The following is a 16,607-nucleotide window of genomic DNA, read 5'->3' as shown; positions in this document are numbered from 1 at the left end:
CCTTCGCTTGTTATTTTCCAGAAAGTTCGATGTTGTTTGTACGTTCAGACCAACAACCAGAACCATCGGGAATTAATTCTACAACTTCCACATTCTGAGAAGTCACTTTCGCTATATGGCCATTAAACAATCCAAGATACTCACCTACGCCCATCCGATATACACTGCCATCATTGGTTTCAATAAGCGCCCAAATCGAATTTCCTTCGCTTAAGGTGCCGCGCATTTTTAGATTGTCTAAAGCATAGGTTTCTAAACGGCCTTTACGACGTTTTAAATCCGGCTGTAAGCAGTTTTTGCTGGTATCAACCACTTCTTCCGTTAACTCTCGAGAAGGAGGGACAAAGGGGCTACGCATTAATTCGGCTTGATACGCAAAATGCTCAAACTTAGGTGGCTCTTTTAAGGGTGGAATATGCGCCACATGCTGTGCCTTGGTAGTAGTAACAAATAGCTCTAAATCACTACGATCGCCAACACAACCCATTAAAAAAAGACTTAATGCTAACAGAGGTAAGAGTTTCATTATTTCTTCCCCTTGTTATTGGCTGGTTTTTCGGGAGGTAATTCAGCGCCCTCTTTAAAGCGATAGGTTTTCGCCAGAATATCCATGGCCAGATTACCGCTCTCATCGCGCTTAATCGTAAAATCGTGCAAGCTGACGATACGAGGCAGTTTAGCCACGCCGCTGACCATATTGCCTATTTGATGATAATCACCTGTAACCGACATTTTAATCGGGAACTCAATATAGAAATCCCGTTGAATCTCAGGTTCCCAATTTAAGCTGTTAATCCGTAATCCAGCGTCAGTGGCCACAAAGGTTAAGTCATCGAGCAACCCTGGCATTTCATTTTCAGAGGGCAGCATTTTGAGTAACTCGGCAAATTGCTCCTCCATCACAGCTAACTGTTCACGGTACAATTTAAGGTTAGCGGCAAGCTGATATTTGGTTTTAAAATCTTCTCTGAGTTGCTCTTCTTTTCGTTGCTCCGCGTTATACACATCAATAGCATCCGAAACCACGAGAAAATAACCCGCAGCAAATACACAGAGTGCCAATAGCACAGCGAAAAACACTTTGACTTGATTTGGCCAACCGCCGATATTTTCAAAATCAATATCATTAAACTGACTTAGATCGAGCTTCATTTACTCGCTCCTTTTGCCGTTTTAATAGGCTCATCAGCCATGGCACCTTTAATGCTCACTCTTAAGCTAAAGCGTTGTAATTGTCTTAGCTCATCATCTTGAGACACGATAGATTGCATATTGGGATCGGTTAACCATTCGGACGCCTTCACCTTACGCATCATATTTGCCACGTTGTTGTTCGATTCACTGCGGCCTTCAATCAGTAATAGACTGCCCTTTTTCTCTAGGCTAGATAGATATATTCCGGGCGGCACGATACGCACCAGCTCATCTAATACGTGTGTCGGCAAATTACGGGATTGCTGAAGGTTCAAAATGATCTCGGTGCGACGCTCAATATCTTTCTTACGCTCGGTGATCTTTTTAATCTCGGCAATTTGAGCATCGAGTTGCTGAATTTCGGACTGTAAATAAGCATTACGTCCGCGCTGTTCATCGGTCATCATGTCGAGTAAAGACAGAGCCACATAGACTAAAATCGCTGAGCCTAAAAATACCGCGGCCAATATGCCAATATAATCGCGCTTCTGCTTTTCTCTCGCTTCTTCACGCCAAGGAAGCAGGTTTATGTTCGCCATTGACCGTAGCTCCTCAGCGCTAAGCCACAAGCAACCATATATTTGCTAATGCTAGGTTGCAGTATATTTTTAACGGATTCATCTGCGTGCAGACATCCTTGGAAAGGATCGGCAATTATGGTGTGGACGCCTAACTCATTCGTTAATAAGTTAGCCATGCCTTCCAGTTTAGATGTTCCACCGCATAATACGAGATAATCGACTTTATCTTTGCCGCTCGACGTACAATAAATTTGCAGCGTTCGTTTAATTTGTTGCAGTAATTGCGTTTGGAAGGGGGATAGCACTTCGAACATATAATTACGTGGCAAATCGCCTTCAATTTTGGCTTTCTCTGCTTGTTCGTAGGACATGCCATAAAACGACAGAATCGACTGAGTAAATAACTCGCCGCCAAAGGCCTGCTCACGAATAAAGGTCGTTTCACCCGACTCCACCACACTGAAGGTCGTCATGTTGGCGCCAATATCGACCATGGCCACCGCCTTCTGCCGAGCGCCTTCGGGTAACTGCCCTAGCACCAACTCAACGGCTCGGCCCAGTGCATAACCTTCCACATCAACGACTTTGGTTTCGAGTTCAATTTCATCGAGCGCATCGACTCTAGCATCAATATTGTCAGTGCGGCATGCGCTCAGGAGCACGTCGACCTTAGAAGGATCGGTACTGTTAACATTTAAGGTTTCAAAATCAATGCTAACTTCATCGAGGGAGTATGGGATAAGGTTATCGGCTTCAATCTCAATTTGCGCTTCCATTTCCTCCTCGCTTAGCGAGGCATCCATGTAGATAACCTTAGTCATCACCGCAGAACCTGAGACCGCAACCGCTGCATATTTAACCGATTTAGGCAAAATACGCTTAATCTGTTTGAGACATTCAACAACGGCATCGGCATCACGAATATCATGATCGTTAATAGCCCCCTTTTTTACGGGAACCGCTGCATGACTTAGTATTTTATATCCATCAGCAGTCTTACTCAGCAGAATAGCCTTTACTTCATGGGAACCAATATCAATCCCGACCATTTGCGGAGCCTGACGCTTCCATAAATTTGAAAGCATAGTCCGTTGTCACTTTATTATTTGTATTCAGTAGTAAAAGAGATTAGCACAAAATCAACCCGTTATACGTATTTGTATAGAATGTTTCAAGATTTTACAAACGCTATTTTAGGGACGTCACGTTTTTGCTTCACCCAAACGTGCGCGCCTTATATACTGTCGCACTTAACTGAACATTAGGATCAATTTAGGTGAAGTGGTTAAAACGTATTGTTATAGCTCTATTCAGTCTAGCCCTTTTGGGCGTGGGCGCCATTGTTGCAGCATACTTTTATGTTTTGCCGGATCTGCCGGATGTATCGACACTAAAAAATGTGCAATTACAAACACCTTTGCGCATTTACAGTAGCGATGGCAAGCTCATCTCTCAGTTTGGTGAGAAGCGTCGCATTCCGCTGAAACTCGAAGAAGTGCCTAAACCGCTGCTCCAAGCCTTCCTCGCCACCGAGGATGCACGCTTTTATGAGCACGGCGGTATCGATCCTGTTGGGGTGATGCGTGCCGCAATCGTCATGCTTACCACGGGCGAAAAGAAGCAAGGCGCGAGTACTATCACCATGCAGGTGGCGCGTAACTTCTTCCTGACCCGCGACAAGACCATTATTCGTAAAGTGAAGGAAATTTTTATTTCCTACCACATCGAGCAATTGTTAACTAAAGATGAGATTTTAGAACTCTACGTTAACCGTATTTATTTAGGTCAGAGAGCCTATGGTGTCGGCGCGGCTGCTCAAGTGTATTTTGGTAAAAACGTTCAAGATCTGACGCTTTCCGAAATGAGCATGATCGCGGGTCTGCCTAAAGCACCGTCGACCCTAAACCCAATTACCTCTCCTTCACGCGCACTTGCACGCCGCAACGTGGTATTGATGCGAATGAACGAAGTGGGTTACATCAGCAAGGCTGAATACCAAGCTGCGGTGCAAGAGCCGCTCGTCGCCAAATACCATGGCGCTGAAATTGATCTTTACGCCCCTTATATCTCTGAAATGGCTCGAGATTACATGGTGCAAAAATACGGTGAAGAAGAGGCCTACACGAATGGTTATAACGTCTACACCACGATTTCATCAGAGCAGCAACTGCTAGCACAGCAAGCATTACGCAATAACGTCTATGCCTATGATGAGCGCCACGGTTACCGTGGTCCTGCGGCGGTTCTTTGGACCGACGCCAAGCCGGACGATGCACAAATCAAAGCCGAGCTCGCAAAAATTACGCCTGTACAAGAGTTGCAGCCTGCTGCGGTATTAAACATCGATGGTCAGCAAGCCAGCGTGTTAACCGCCAAGGGCGAAACCAAAGTCATTAAGTGGGATGGCCTAAAATGGGCGCGTAAATTTATCACCGATAAACGCCAAGGCTCGGTACCAAAATCGGCTTCGGATATGCTAAAAGTCGGTGAGCGCATTTGGATCCGCGATAACGGTCAGTACTTGCAATTATCGCAAGTGCCAGAAGTGGCCAGTGCCACTGTTGCACTCGATCCTACAAATGGTGCTATCCGTACCTTAGTAGGTGGTTACAGCTTCAGCCAAAGCCAATACAACCGCGTAACCCAAGCGAAACGTCAATTAGGTTCGAATATTAAACCTTTCATCTATGCTGCGGCATTAGAGAAAGGCTTTACCCTCGCGACTCTGATTAACAACGCACCGATTAACAAACCCGATATTAGCCAAGGTACTGCGTGGCGCCCTAAAAACTCGCCCGATATCTATGGCGGTCCAACACGTCTGCGTGTGGGTTTAGCGCAATCAATCAACGTGATGTCGGTTCGTGCCATGCGCCATATTGGTTTAGATGCAGCCATCGCCGAGTTGACTAAGTTTGGCTTTGACCCTAACGACTTACCTCGTAACGAGTCGTTAGCCTTGGGCTCTCCTTCAGTCACCCCGCTGCAAGTGGCAACCGCTTTCAACGTGTTCGCGAACGGTGGCTTCTTGGTTGAACCTTACTATATCGAACGAGTAGAAGACTCCTTCGGTAATGTGATTGAGAAGGCAAATCCAACCTTAGCCTGTAAGCCTAACAACAGCTCTGTGCAGCCTAGCAGCGATCCAATGAGTTTTGGTGAGCCAACCACTCCAACCGATGAACCTGTCGCCCATTGCTTCGAGCAAACAGGCCGTTATGCTCCGCAAATTATCTCTGAACAAACGGCATTCCTGATCACCGAAGCGCTGAAGAGCGTGATCTGGGGTGGTGGCGATTGGAGTAAAGGCACAGGCTGGCAAGGTACAGCTTGGCGTGCGGCGCAGTTAATCAAACGTCATGATATTGCAGGTAAAACGGGTACAACCAACGAATCACGCGATACTTGGTTCAGTGGTTTTGGTCCGACACTGACCAGCACCTTCTGGGTTGGGTTTGATGACCACGGTCGCCAGTTAGGCAGAACCGCATGGAACTCCAACGGTGAGAAGGATCAGATCACGGGTACCGAGGCGGGCGCTAAGACCGCAGGCCCAGGCTGGAACGAGTTTATGAATAACGTGCTGAAGGGCGTACCCGAAACCACAGCGATTCCGCCAGAAGGGATTGTCTCGGTGCGGATCGATCTGGCGACCGGCAAGTTGACTCGTAAGACTGACTACACTAGCGCATTTGAATACTTTATCTCGGGCACTGAACCTAAGGAATATATCAGTGAAAGCCAAGATGAAAACAACCTATTCATCGATGCGCCGACAGACGATTTATTCCAATAGAATAAATCACCATAAAAAAACGCGACCCTAGAGTCGCGTTTTTTATTACTCGATTAAAGCTTTAAACAACTTTCTTCGCAGCGATGGCTTGCTTCACCTGAGTTAGTGCCGTACCACCGAGGACATCACGTTTTGCCAAACAGGCTTCGATAGTGAGGTTGGGATACACATCCGCCTCGATGATATCGGCAAAAGTTTTAAACTCAGCGAGAGAGAAGGCTTCTAACGGGATCTTCTTAGCGATCGCGGCAACGACAGCCACACCGACCACATGGTGCGCTTCGCGGAATGGCATGCCTTTAGACACCAGATAATCCGCCAATTCGGTCGCGTTGGCATAACCTTGCTGCGCGGCTAACAGCGCATTCGGGCGGTTAACGACTAAGCCAGATAACACTAATGCCGCCATATCCAAGCAGATTGCCCAGCTGTCGACCACATCGAACAAGCCTTCTTTGTCTTCCTGCATGTCTTTATTGTAGGCCAGAGGCAATGCCTTCATCGTGGTGAGAATACCCACTAAACTGCCGTACACACGGCCCGTTTTACCGCGAATAAGCTCCAGCGCATCAGGGTTTTTCTTTTGTGGCATTAACGATGAACCCGAGGTCACTTCATCACTTAATGAGATAAAACCCGCTTCACCCGAGTTGAAGAAAATCAAATCTTCGGCCATACGGCTTAAGTGCATCATGCTGATTGAAGCCGTAGAACATAGCTCAACTACATGGTCGCGGTCCGACACGCTGTCCAAACTGTTTAAGGTTGGCGATGCAAAGTTCAGTGCCGCTGCCAGCACATGTCTATCCATTTGATAGGCTGTGCCCGCCAAGGCGCCCGAACCGAGCGGACAGGTATTGGCGCGCTTTAAGGCATCGGTTAAGCGGCTAAGATCGCGCTCAATCATCTCCACATAGGCTAAGCACCAGTGGCCAAACGTGACTGGTTGAGCACGTTGCAGGTGAGTATACCCCGGCATGACAGCATCGAATTCACGCTCAGCAAGCGCGATAAGTTCGCTGCGTAAGGTTTGCAGGCGAGCCACTAATGCCGCACCTTCGGATTGGCACCAAAGCTTTAAATCGGTAGCGACTTGGTCGTTACGGCTACGGCCCGTATGGAGTTTCTTACCCAGATCGCCGACTTTAGCGATCAACGCCGACTCCACGAAGCTGTGAATATCTTCCGCGCCCGATGCGAGAATAATCGCAGGATCGCCCTTCACTTCCACCAGCAGCTCGTTCAGCGCTTTCTTCAAGTCGCTGCATTCAGTAGCAGTGATAATGCCAACGCTGGCAATTGCATCGGCCCAAGCGATAGAGCCGACCACATCCTGCTCAAACAAACGGTAATCCACAGGCAGTGAATCGTTGAATAATTTAAATAGCGCGCTGGTTTCGCCCTGAAATCTTCCACCCCATAAAGCCATGCTCAATCCCCTCGGTCACTGCTTTGAATACGTTAAAACTTAAGATATAAAAAAGGGCGCTAGGCGCCCTTTGAGTCTGCCTATTACTTAGCGTTGAGCGCGCGGATACGGCTCGCTAACGAGTACAGACGGATAAAGCCTTCAGCGTGTTTTTGGTCATACACTTGGTCTTCACCGAAGGTCGCAAACGCTTCAGAATACAAGCTGTTTGGCGAACGCTTCTTAACGGCAATCGCGTGACCTTTGTAGAGTTTAACCACAACCTCACCGTTAACAGACTCGGCTAATGACTCAGATGCCGCCAGCAGCGACTTACACAGAGGTGTAAACCAACGACCGTCGTACACTAAGTGTGCCATTTGGGCACCCACTTGCTCGCGCCAAGTACGGCTGGTTTTATCCAGTACTAACTCTTCAATCGCGCGCAGCGCAGCAAACATCACAGTGCCGCCTGGAGTTTCGTAGCAACCACGAGACTTCATGCCCACTAAACGGTTTTCGGTGATATCGATACGACCCACGCCATGTGGTGCAGCGATGGCGTTCAGCTTCATCAGTGCAGCGTAAGGTGTTAATGCTTCACCGTTTACTTTAGTCACACGGCCATGTTCAACTTCCAGCGACACATATTCTGCTTGGTTTGGCGCATCTTCTGGATCGGCAGTCAGCGTCCACACACCTTTGCTTGGCTCGTTCCATGGATCTTCCAACTCGCCACCTTCGTGGGAAATGTGGAATGCGTTGGCATCACGGCTGTAGATCTTAGTCGCAGAAGCCGACGTCTTGATATTACGCTCGGCTAAGTACGCCAGTAGATCTTCACGGCTCTGCATGGTCCATTCACGCCATGGTGCAATTACTTTTAAATCAGGCGCTAATGCCGCAAAGCAACCTTCGAAACGCACTTGGTCGTTACCCTTACCAGTACAACCGTGACACAGGGCATCGGCACCCACTTTACGTGCCACTTCAACCTGCGCCTTAGCAATGATTGGACGCGCCATTGAAGTGCCTAACAAGTAAGTACCTTCGTAGATAGCACCCGTTGCCATGGTTGGGTAGATGTAATCTTTAACGAATTCTTCTTTCAGATCGACGATATGGCATTCAGATGCGCCAGAAGCTAATGCCTTTTCAGTAAGACCCACTAACTCTTCTTCACCCTGACCTACGTCAGCGCAAAAGGCGATGATTTCACAGTTGTCGTAGGTTTCTTTTAACCAAGGAATAATGGCCGAAGTATCTAGACCACCCGAATAGGCTAAAACGACTTTTTTCACGCCAGTGTTTTTGTTCTCGATAGACATCTTAAATTCCTATAACTCGTTTCTCACCTTGGAGAAAGTAGGCTGCTAAACAGGGTTAAATTAACTAAATAGGGTTACCAGTACTGCGTTTTGGGCGTGCATCCGATTCTCTGCTTGTTGCAGTATCAAGGAGCCTTCGCCATCCATCACCTCATCGGTCACTTCAACACCGCGGTGAGCGGGTAAGCAGTGCATAAAGAAGTGAGCACCCGCTTTCGCCATCAAGCCCTTATTGACCTGATAAGGTGCAAACTTATCCTTAATTTCCGCTAACGGTGTTGGATCACCCATGGAAATCCAAGTATCAGTATAGATAGCATCGTGACCTTCGATAGCACCAATATCAGAAGTCAGTACAACCTTACCGCCATATCGGCTGGCAAGTTCTTGCACTTCGGCCACGACGTAGCCATCAGGAAAGTGACCCGCAGGGCAGATCACTGTCATGGTGGCACCGAGAATGGCCGCGCAATACATCAATGAATTCGTCACGTTATTACCGTCACCTACGTACGCTAACTTAACATCACTGATATTTTCAAAATGCTCGGCCAAGGTTAAGAAATCGGCCAGCGCTTGGCAGGGATGGTATAAATCCGAAAGCGCATTTATCACAGGCACAGTGCCAAACTCGGCCAATTGTTCGATGGTCTTGTGGGAGAAAGTTCTCGCCACAATGGCATCGGCCCAACAGGATAGGTTAGAAGCAAAGTCAGCGACCGATTCCCGCTTACCTAAGGCACCATTCTGTTGGTCTAGGTATAAACAGTGGCCGCCGAGCTTGTTAATACCGATATCGAAGCTAACACGAGTACGCAGGGATGGCTTTTCAAATAACATCACCACACTCTTACCGTCCAGCGCATGACGATACTCAGCGGGATTCGCTTTAATCGTCTTGGCTAAGGTAATCAGACCCAGCAACTGTTGCTGGGTTAACTCTTTTATCGATAGTAAATGCTTCATAACCTACTCCGCTTATGGTTGGATTTGTGTGCCCACGGCCTCACCTTTTGCTAATGCGACTAATTGGCTTGCATCACGCCATGAGGCAACTTGAACCGCCTGCCCCATCCACTGCGCCACTTCGAGCGCAGCTTCTACTTTTACCTTCATTCCCTTTTCGATCACGCCTTGCTTAACCAACTCAGCAATCTGCTTACCATTCAGTGAAGGGATTAATTGACCTTTACCGTCGAGCACGCCAGACACATCCGATAACAGCACCAACTTGCCACCGACCAACTTAGCTAATACCGTCGCCGCTTGGTCGGCGTTCACGTTCAGCATTTGGCCATCGTCCATCATGGCAATCGAGCTACAAATCGGCATCCAACCTTGGGACAGAATAAACTTGAGGTAAGTGGCGTCTTTAGGAGAAACTTCGCCCACTAACCCTAAACGCTCATCTTTGATCTTGGCCGATACCGTGTTGCCATCGGCTAAGCTCATGCCCACACTCACAATCCCAGCTTTAGTCGCTGCGCCTTGGAGGATCTTGTTTGATGTTCCGGCCAATGCACCGGCAATAATCGGCATTTGCTCCGACGGAGTGACCCGCAAGCCTTCTAGCTTGACGGTTTCCATGCCGTTTGCGGCTAATTGCTCGTCGACCAAACAGCCGCCGCCATGCACCATCAGCACTTGCTGACCATTGGCGATCATTGCTGCTGCGGTATCCATTAAACGCGCCATCCCCATTTCACACTGCAGCAGGGCGCCGCCGACTTTAAGAACTAATACTGAGTTGTTGGTAGACATCTTGACGACTCTCTTAAATAAGGATGAACGGTTAAAGGTTAAAGTGAATCTTTATGCATTGCAGGGCTTGGCTCGCCGCGCCTTTCATCAAATTGTCGATGGCACTGGCAACCACTAAGTAGCCACTGTTCTCATCAAACTTCCAACCTAAGTGGCAATTCGGCGTCAGCACCACATCATCCACTTTCGGGAACTGGTTCTGTTTCACCGTTACCAGCGGAGCTTGGTCATACACACTGTATGCCGCAGCCACATCGGCGGTGGTAGTGCCTGGTTTTAGCTGTACCGTGATGGTCGCTAAAATGCCGCGCTTGAAGTTGCCAAGGTGCGGCGTGAAGATCACCTCTTGTCCCAGTTGAGTGGCAATCTCGGGTTGATGTCTGTGGCCTAATACGCCGTAGGGTGTGAGGCTCACTTCGCAAAAACTGGTATGCAGCTGTGCCTTACGACCCGCGCCCGTCACACCACTAACCGCATTGATCACTGGATAGGCTGACGTCAGTAAATTCTTTAATGGTTTCAATGCCGTTAATGATGCTGTTGGGTAACAACCTGGCACAGCAATCATCTTAGTCGCGGCGACTTCTTTGACATTCCACTCGGCTAGACCATAGACTGCCTTGGCCAACACTTCGGGATATTCGTGCTCAAAACCGTACCACTTAGGGTACTGCGCCACATCGCTGAAACGATAGGCACCGCTTAAGTCAAACACGGCTAAACCTTGGTTGTAGAACCAAGCCGCTAAATGCAAACTCACCGAGTGCTCGGTCGCTAACACCACGGCATCCGCCTCGGCGACGATCTTCGTCTTCGCCTCTTCAGTCAGTGGTGACAGAGCTAAGTCAATGTGGCTATAGACAGGGTACAAATCTGCTAAAGCTCTACCTTTATCTAAACTATTTTCAGAGACATACAGGCCCTGAATCGATAATTCAGACTCCGCATGGACTAAAGCTGTTAGTTGTGCGCCTGTGTAACCACTGGCACCGATAATGGCGATGTTTTTCATATGTATTTTTATAAACCGAATCAAAGAGACTTAAAGAATAGATGAATAGCGTACACGCACCAGCGTATATCTATGATGACAAGACTATCGTCGTAGGAAATCGTAATGGGTCGTTATTTTATTCACTGACGGCTTAGCGCTATACATCATGATATTTACTCTACAGGTCACAAGGGGTGACTCATCTCAACTGCTGGCTAGACTACCACAAAGATCTATTTATGCAATATATGTGAATATATATTTTTATTAAATTTTGTCTTTTATCTGTGTTCAAGCACGCTTAGCAAATAACACAATACTTCACTAACTGCTTAATAACTCAGTTATCTATGGATGAAAGACTGAAAAATCAGTCCTTTTTATTAACACCGAACACACATACCCGCAAAGCCGCAAATGATGCAGTTCATATTCACTTCCACTAAACATAATAAAATATTGCGTCAGCTCGCATTTATATTGAATATTCTTCAACAATTATCGTGATTAGTTGCATATCAGATAGGCCAGTCGTATAAGTTATAAGTTCTGCTGTTGACCATTGCCCTCAGTGGTGGGTATTGTGCTAGCGGGCTATATACCCAAGCGACCTGAAGAGACGAGTTTCATCATCTACAGGTTGTTTGGGTATATTGCGGATTTTTATATTTTTCAATTCGGAGTAACTATGGCAGGTAATGTGGCAGACAATGTGACCGACATGTATGCGTCGTTAAGATCGAACGTGAGTATGTTAGGGCAGATCCTGGGCGATACAATGCGCACCCACCTCGGCGATTCTTTCCTCGAGAAGGTTGAGCAAATTCGTAAACTCGCGAAAGATTCCCGCCGTGGCGATGAAGCAGCACGGGAGCAAATGCTAGAACTGCTCACCGCACTCCCCGATGAAGAGTTAGTGCCTTTTGCCAAAGCCTTCAACCAATTCCTCAACTTAGCAAACTTATCCGAACAATTTCATACTATTAGCCGTAACTGCGATGAACTGGTTTGCGTACCGGATCCGGTCGAACAGTTGCTTGGCCGCATGCTTAATGGCCGCATCGATCAAACCAAGATGTTGGATTGCTTAAAGACGCTGGATATCGACTTAGTCCTCACCGCGCATCCAACGGAAATCTCTCGCCGCACACTGATCCAAAAATATGCTGCGATTGTGGATTGCCTCGCCGAGCAAGAAAACAATCAACTGTCCGACAGAGAGCGCCGCCAAATTAATCTGCGTCTGCGCCAGTTAATCGCCCAAATCTGGCACACCAATGAAATTCGTCGTGAACGCCCAACACCAGTGGATGAAGCCCGCTGGGGATTATCGACGATTGAAGAATCTCTCTGGCATGCTGTTCCCGACTTTTTAAGGCAGCTCAACGATCAAGTGCAAGATCGCACTGGCCAGCAATTGCCTATCGATATCGCGCCAGTACGCTTCTCAAGCTGGATGGGTGGCGATCGCGACGGCAACCCCTTTGTGACCGCTAAAGTCACCCAAGAAGTGCTAGATCGTAATCGCCATGCCGCCGCCCGTTTATTCCTCAAGGATATAGTGTTGCTGGTTGGCGAGTTATCGATGGAAGAAGCCAACAGCGAGCTGATGGCGTATACCAACAATAGCTGCGAACCCTATCGTTTTGTGCTGCGCTCACTAAGACAAAAACTGCGCGACACCATAGACTACTTAAACGCCCGCATTGAGGGCCACAATCCTGAAGTGGATAAATCGACGCTGATTTGGCAAGAAAGCGACCTGAAAGTGCCGCTAGAGATGCTGTATAAGAGTTTATGTGACTGCGGCATGCGTTTGATAGCTAACGGTTTGCTGCTCGATATCCTGCGCCGACTCGCTTGTTTTGGCATCCATATGTTAAGGCTCGACATCCGCCAAGACGCCGGCCGTCATTGCGATGTACTTGCAGAATTAACCCGCTATTTGGGGATGGGTGACTTTAACCATTGGGATGAAACTGAAAAACAAGCCTTCTTACTGCGCGAACTCAGTAACCGTCGTCCGCTGATCCCGAGCAACTGGCAACCTTCCGCCGACGTGGCCGAAGTGCTTAACACTTGCCGCTTAATTGCTAAACATCCTGCTAAGGCATTGGGTTCCTATGTGATCTCGATGGCGAGCAAGCCTTCAGATGTATTAACCGTATTATTGCTGCTCAAAGAAACCGGCTGTACTCATCCAATGCGGGTTGTGCCGCTATTTGAAACCTTAAGCGACTTAAATAACGCCGCCGAGTGTATTACCGCACTGCTCGATATCGACTGGTACCGTGGTTACACCAAAGGTATGCAAGAGGTGATGATCGGCTACTCTGACTCGGCCAAAGACGCGGGTGTAATGGCCGCCGCTTGGGCGCAATACCGTGCACAGGAGCAGTTAGTCGCCGTCTGTAAACAGGCTGGCGTTAAGCTGACGCTGTTCCATGGTCGTGGTGGCAGTATTGGTCGCGGCGGCGGCCCTGCTCACAAAGCGATTCTGTCACAACCGCCCGGCTCAGTTGATGGTCGTATTCGCGTCACCGAGCAAGGTGAGATGATCCGCTTTAAGTTCGGCCTGCCTAAATTGGCGGTGCAAAGCTTAGCCCTGTACACCTCAGCGGTATTAGAAGCGACCTTGCTTCCACCGCCCGAGCCTAAGCAGGAATGGCGCAATTGTATGGAGCGAATTGCTGAGGAGTCAGTGAGTGCTTACCGCGGTATTGTCCGTGAAGAGCCTGATTTTGTGCCTTATTTCCGTGCAGCCACACCGGAAGTTGAACTGGGCAAACTACCATTAGGCAGTCGCCCAGCCAAACGCCGTGTCGATGGTGGTATCGAGAGCTTACGTGCCATTCCTTGGATTTTTGCTTGGTCACAAAACCGCTTAATGTTGCCAGCATGGCTCGGCGCCGGTGAAGCATTACAGGCTGCCTGCCAACGTGGCGAAATGGGCTTGCTACAGGATATGGAGCGCGAATGGCCCTTCTTTAGCACACGGATTTCCATGCTGGAGATGGTATACGCCAAGGCAGAACCTAACTTGGCGCGTTACTATGAAAGCTGCTTAGTACCGACCAATCTACATCACTTAGGCGAAACTTTACGCCAGCGTTTAGATCTCGGCATTAAAGTGGTGCTGGAGCTAACTAAATCGGATACCTTAATGGCGCATACACCGTGGAATCGCGAATCAGTCAAACTGCGCAATCCCTATATCGATCCATTAAACTTCCTGCAGACCGAGTTATTGGCTCGTACCCGCAAGGAAACAACCGAAGCTCCCGCTTCCGAACACGTGCAACTCGCCTTAATGCTGACGATTGCCGGTGTCGCAGCGGGCATGAGAAACACAGGTTAATGAAAAAACTCACGCTTAGCCTTTGCTTGGGATTATCTGTACTGCTTAGCGGCTGCGTCACGCAGTACAGTATCAGCGAGCATGAAATGGAGCAGTATCTCAGCAAAGAGATCCATTTTGAGGTGAAACAAGGTAATCAACTGGTGGGCGCGCAAGTGCGCATTAACGACATCAGTGTCAGACTCGGTGAAAAGCCTGACACTATGAGCGTAAGTGCGGCCACTCAAGTGTCCATCACTAATCCTATTTTTCCGTTGAAGGCGCAACTTTCAACCACCTTTGAGGCCAAGCCTTGGTATGACAGTGCCACCCACAGCGTCTACCTGCGCCAGCTTGAATTGGTGAAAGTAGAATCAACGCCCAAGGATATCGAAAAGGCCATCAGTAGCGCGACGCCACAGGTTATGGGCTACTTAAGGCATTTCCTCGAGAATCAGCCTGTTTATGTGCTCGATACGAAGGACAGTAATCAGGCGTTGATGGCGAAGATGACCGAGAGTATTCAAGTGGTTCCTGGCAAATTGGTCCTTAAATTCACTAAATAACGGCTTGTGTTGCAAACCATTCGCCATAAAAAATGCTCCCGAGGGAGCATTTTTGTTAATCCATCTAGACTGACTAAACCCGTCTGTCCGCAAAAAGTTACTTGCTGAAACGCCCTATCGATTGATAATCCACAATCACAGCTTCTGTGAGTAATTCACGTCTTAACATATCGTAGGCCACTGCCGCACTTAAGCTACGCACTAAATCCCGTGAACGTCGCGGCAGTTTTATCATTTGGCTGTAGACGCCACTGCGGGTAGCCAAGGCAATTGCTACTGTACCGACGGGCTTCTCTTCGGTTCCACCATCCGGTCCCGCTATTCCACTAGTCGCTAAGGCAAAATCACTGTCTAAAATAGCACGCGCGCCCTTAGCCATTTCTTCGACCGTGGGAATAGACACTGCGCCGTGATCGTCTAAGGTTGCAGGATTAACTCCTAACACTCGCACCTTAGACTCATTACTATAAGTCACCAGACCGTGTTGTAAATAGGAAGAACTGCCCGGGAAATCCACTAACTGACTGGTTATCATCCCACCCGTGCAAGACTCGGCAACACTCAAGGTCAAGCCAGAATTCAGTAACTTCGCATGGATTTCCTCGGCAAGCGTCGCTTTATCTTCGGCGACAACCGCAGTACCCAGCACCATTTTGATGTGCCCAGTCACCCGTGGCAGCAAAGCAATCGCCTTCTCACCGCGGGCAAAGATCTTAATCTCAATATGTGGCATTGAGGAGCGATAACCAATGGTAATCCCCTCAGGCAACTCCAATGGTTCAATTTTGTCGGCAAGGGAAGACTCACCATGACCTATGGTCAGCAACTTCTTCAGCGCCACCTTAGCATCGAGGTCAAACTCTTCACGGATAAAAGGAATAAATTGTTCCTTCACCATATGCTTGAGTTCAAATGGCACACCTGGGGTGAAGAATAACCATGCTCGATTCAACTTCACTCTAAATCCACATGCCGTACCGACGGGGTTATCCACCATCACTGCAGACTCAGGTAACATCGCCTGCTTCAAATTACTGACGGGCATCTCACGGTTATTGCGTGTAAACCAATCTTCTAAATGCTGACGCCACTCGCGATTCTCAACCAGAGACTCTCCCTTGGCCTTAGCCATTGCCTCTGCAGACATATCATCACTGGTCGGCCCCAATCCACCATTCACTAAGATGACATCGGCATGCAAGCTACGTTCTTGGAAAACCGCAATTAAGTCCTCGAGGCGATCCCCCACAGTCACTCGTCGTTGGATCTCAATGCCATGCTCCATCATAGTGCTGGCAAACCAGGCCGCGTTAGTATCAACAATCTGACCCGACAGCACCTCTTCCCCAGTACAAATCATCTCTAACTTCATCATAGATCCTTAGCTACCCCAATAAATTACTGCATAAGGTAAGTAACCTCTGAAGTAATAGCAATACCCGCTATCGGAGGTCGGGTTCAGTAGCGTGAAGGAAATAAGGTTACAAGTCGCGATTTAGCGAACATTAGGAGTGTGCGAGTTAAAGAGGCTGAAAATTGGAATGAATGATTTCAAAATCACAATCTAAAAATGGCAAACGCCAAAAACAAAAAAGCCAGCTTATTCAGCTGGCTTTATTGTTTAATTAGGCGCTTGGCGATGACCTACTCTCACATGGGGAGACCCCACACTACCATCGGCGCGATTGCGTTTCACTTCTGA

Annotated in this window: 13 protein-coding genes; 3 read left to right on the top strand and 10 right to left on the bottom strand. The window is 48.2% G+C overall.

From position 1 onward, the window contains the following. Positions 1 to 10: 10 nt before the first annotated feature. Genes M0415_RS17125 through M0415_RS17110 form a run of 4 tightly spaced genes read right to left on the bottom strand, consistent with a single transcriptional unit; the run spans position 11 to position 2,800 of the window. Positions 11 to 526 (bottom strand): pilus assembly protein PilP, encoded by a 516-nt coding sequence (locus M0415_RS17125; RefSeq protein WP_011718625.1) that lies wholly within the window; start codon positions 524 to 526, stop codon positions 11 to 13. Then, positions 526 to 1,152: a type IV pilus inner membrane component PilO gene (locus M0415_RS17120; RefSeq protein ID WP_248968594.1), complete on the bottom strand. Its 627-nt coding sequence runs from the start codon at positions 1,150 to 1,152 to the stop codon at positions 526 to 528. Before M0415_RS17120 ends, M0415_RS17125 begins: the two co-directional genes overlap by 1 nt. Beyond that, on the bottom strand, positions 1,149 to 1,733 hold the full coding sequence (locus M0415_RS17115; protein ID WP_011718627.1) for a PilN domain-containing protein: 585 nt from the start codon (positions 1,731 to 1,733) through the stop codon (positions 1,149 to 1,151). Before M0415_RS17115 ends, M0415_RS17120 begins: the two co-directional genes overlap by 4 nt. Next, positions 1,721 to 2,800: a pilus assembly protein PilM gene (locus M0415_RS17110; protein ID WP_249556418.1), complete on the bottom strand. Its 1,080-nt coding sequence runs from the start codon at positions 2,798 to 2,800 to the stop codon at positions 1,721 to 1,723. Before M0415_RS17110 ends, M0415_RS17115 begins: the two co-directional genes overlap by 13 nt. A 191-nt stretch (positions 2,801 to 2,991) precedes the next feature. Between M0415_RS17110 and M0415_RS17105 the strand changes: the two genes are divergently transcribed. Then, positions 2,992 to 5,511, top strand: coding sequence for a penicillin-binding protein 1A (locus tag M0415_RS17105; protein ID WP_249556419.1), 2,520 nt, complete (start codon positions 2,992 to 2,994; stop codon positions 5,509 to 5,511). A gap of 61 nt (positions 5,512 to 5,572) precedes the next feature. On the opposite strand, the gene argH is transcribed toward M0415_RS17105, so the two are convergent. The 5 genes from argH to argC form a co-directional block, all read right to left on the bottom strand. Further along, complete coding sequence (gene argH, locus M0415_RS17100) at positions 5,573 to 6,940, bottom strand: argininosuccinate lyase (protein WP_086904086.1); 1,368 nt, start codon at positions 6,938 to 6,940, stop codon at positions 5,573 to 5,575. An 83-nt stretch (positions 6,941 to 7,023) separates the two neighbouring features. After that, positions 7,024 to 8,247 carry an argininosuccinate synthase gene (locus M0415_RS17095; RefSeq protein WP_011624428.1) on the bottom strand — a complete coding sequence of 408 codons (1,224 nt, stop codon included), beginning with the start codon at positions 8,245 to 8,247 and terminating at the stop codon, positions 7,024 to 7,026. Between the two features lie 60 nt (positions 8,248 to 8,307). Continuing rightward, positions 8,308 to 9,213 carry an ornithine carbamoyltransferase gene (locus M0415_RS17090; RefSeq protein WP_249556420.1) on the bottom strand — a complete coding sequence of 302 codons (906 nt, stop codon included), beginning with the start codon at positions 9,211 to 9,213 and terminating at the stop codon, positions 8,308 to 8,310. Positions 9,214 to 9,225: 12 nt separating this feature from the next. Next, complete coding sequence (argB, locus tag M0415_RS17085; RefSeq protein ID WP_249556421.1) at positions 9,226 to 10,008, bottom strand: acetylglutamate kinase; 783 nt, start codon at positions 10,006 to 10,008, stop codon at positions 9,226 to 9,228. A 31-nt stretch (positions 10,009 to 10,039) separates the two neighbouring features. Then, positions 10,040 to 11,020 (bottom strand): N-acetyl-gamma-glutamyl-phosphate reductase, encoded by a 981-nt coding sequence (gene argC / locus M0415_RS17080; protein ID WP_249556422.1) that lies wholly within the window; start codon positions 11,018 to 11,020, stop codon positions 10,040 to 10,042. Between the two features lie 670 nt (positions 11,021 to 11,690). On the opposite strand from argC, the gene ppc reads away from it, so the two are divergent. Both ppc and M0415_RS17070 read left to right on the top strand, forming a co-directional pair. Next, on the top strand, positions 11,691 to 14,360 hold the full coding sequence (gene ppc / locus M0415_RS17075) for a phosphoenolpyruvate carboxylase (RefSeq protein ID WP_249556423.1): 2,670 nt from the start codon (positions 11,691 to 11,693) through the stop codon (positions 14,358 to 14,360). Beyond that, complete coding sequence (locus tag M0415_RS17070; protein ID WP_249556424.1) at positions 14,360 to 14,905, top strand: YceB family lipoprotein; 546 nt, start codon at positions 14,360 to 14,362, stop codon at positions 14,903 to 14,905. The genes ppc and M0415_RS17070 overlap by 1 nt, the downstream gene beginning before the upstream one ends. A 97-nt stretch (positions 14,906 to 15,002) precedes the next feature. Here M0415_RS17070 and M0415_RS17065 read toward each other — a convergent pair whose 3' ends face one another. Next, positions 15,003 to 16,277 carry a CinA family nicotinamide mononucleotide deamidase-related protein gene (locus tag M0415_RS17065; RefSeq protein WP_041416675.1) on the bottom strand — a complete coding sequence of 425 codons (1,275 nt, stop codon included), beginning with the start codon at positions 16,275 to 16,277 and terminating at the stop codon, positions 15,003 to 15,005. Positions 16,278 to 16,607: the final 330 nt, after the last annotated feature.

It is taken from the genome of Shewanella sp. 10B (assembly GCF_023475885.1).
In the GTDB taxonomy this organism is placed as follows: Bacteria; Pseudomonadota; Gammaproteobacteria; order Enterobacterales; family Shewanellaceae; genus Shewanella; species Shewanella mangrovisoli.
The sequence above is the reverse complement of the archived record's forward strand: the minus strand, read 5'-3'. Positions and strand labels throughout refer to the sequence as shown.

What these genes read in the sequence shown, in the direction of transcription:
- M0415_RS17110 (WP_249556418.1), bottom strand. Translation starts at nt 2,800, where the DNA reads ATGCTTTCAAATTTATGGAAGCGTCAGGCTCCGCAAATGGTCGGGATT.
- M0415_RS17090 (WP_249556420.1), bottom strand. Translation starts at nt 9,213, where the DNA reads ATGAAGCATTTACTATCGATAAAAGAGTTAACCCAGCAACAGTTGCTG.
- M0415_RS17095 (WP_011624428.1), bottom strand. Translation starts at nt 8,247, where the DNA reads ATGTCTATCGAGAACAAAAACACTGGCGTGAAAAAAGTCGTTTTAGCC.
- M0415_RS17115 (WP_011718627.1), bottom strand. Translation starts at nt 1,733, where the DNA reads ATGGCGAACATAAACCTGCTTCCTTGGCGTGAAGAAGCGAGAGAAAAG.
- M0415_RS17125 (WP_011718625.1), bottom strand. Translation starts at nt 526, where the DNA reads ATGAAACTCTTACCTCTGTTAGCATTAAGTCTTTTTTTAATGGGTTGT.
- argC (WP_249556422.1), bottom strand. Translation starts at nt 11,020, where the DNA reads ATGAAAAACATCGCCATTATCGGTGCCAGTGGTTACACAGGCGCACAA.
- argB (WP_249556421.1), bottom strand. Translation starts at nt 10,008, where the DNA reads ATGTCTACCAACAACTCAGTATTAGTTCTTAAAGTCGGCGGCGCCCTG.
- M0415_RS17065 (WP_041416675.1), bottom strand. Translation starts at nt 16,277, where the DNA reads ATGAAGTTAGAGATGATTTGTACTGGGGAAGAGGTGCTGTCGGGTCAG.
- argH (WP_086904086.1), bottom strand. Translation starts at nt 6,940, where the DNA reads ATGGCTTTATGGGGTGGAAGATTTCAGGGCGAAACCAGCGCGCTATTT.
- ppc (WP_249556423.1), top strand. Translation starts at nt 11,691, where the DNA reads ATGGCAGGTAATGTGGCAGACAATGTGACCGACATGTATGCGTCGTTA.
- M0415_RS17070 (WP_249556424.1), top strand. Translation starts at nt 14,360, where the DNA reads ATGAAAAAACTCACGCTTAGCCTTTGCTTGGGATTATCTGTACTGCTT.
- M0415_RS17120 (WP_248968594.1), bottom strand. Translation starts at nt 1,152, where the DNA reads ATGAAGCTCGATCTAAGTCAGTTTAATGATATTGATTTTGAAAATATC.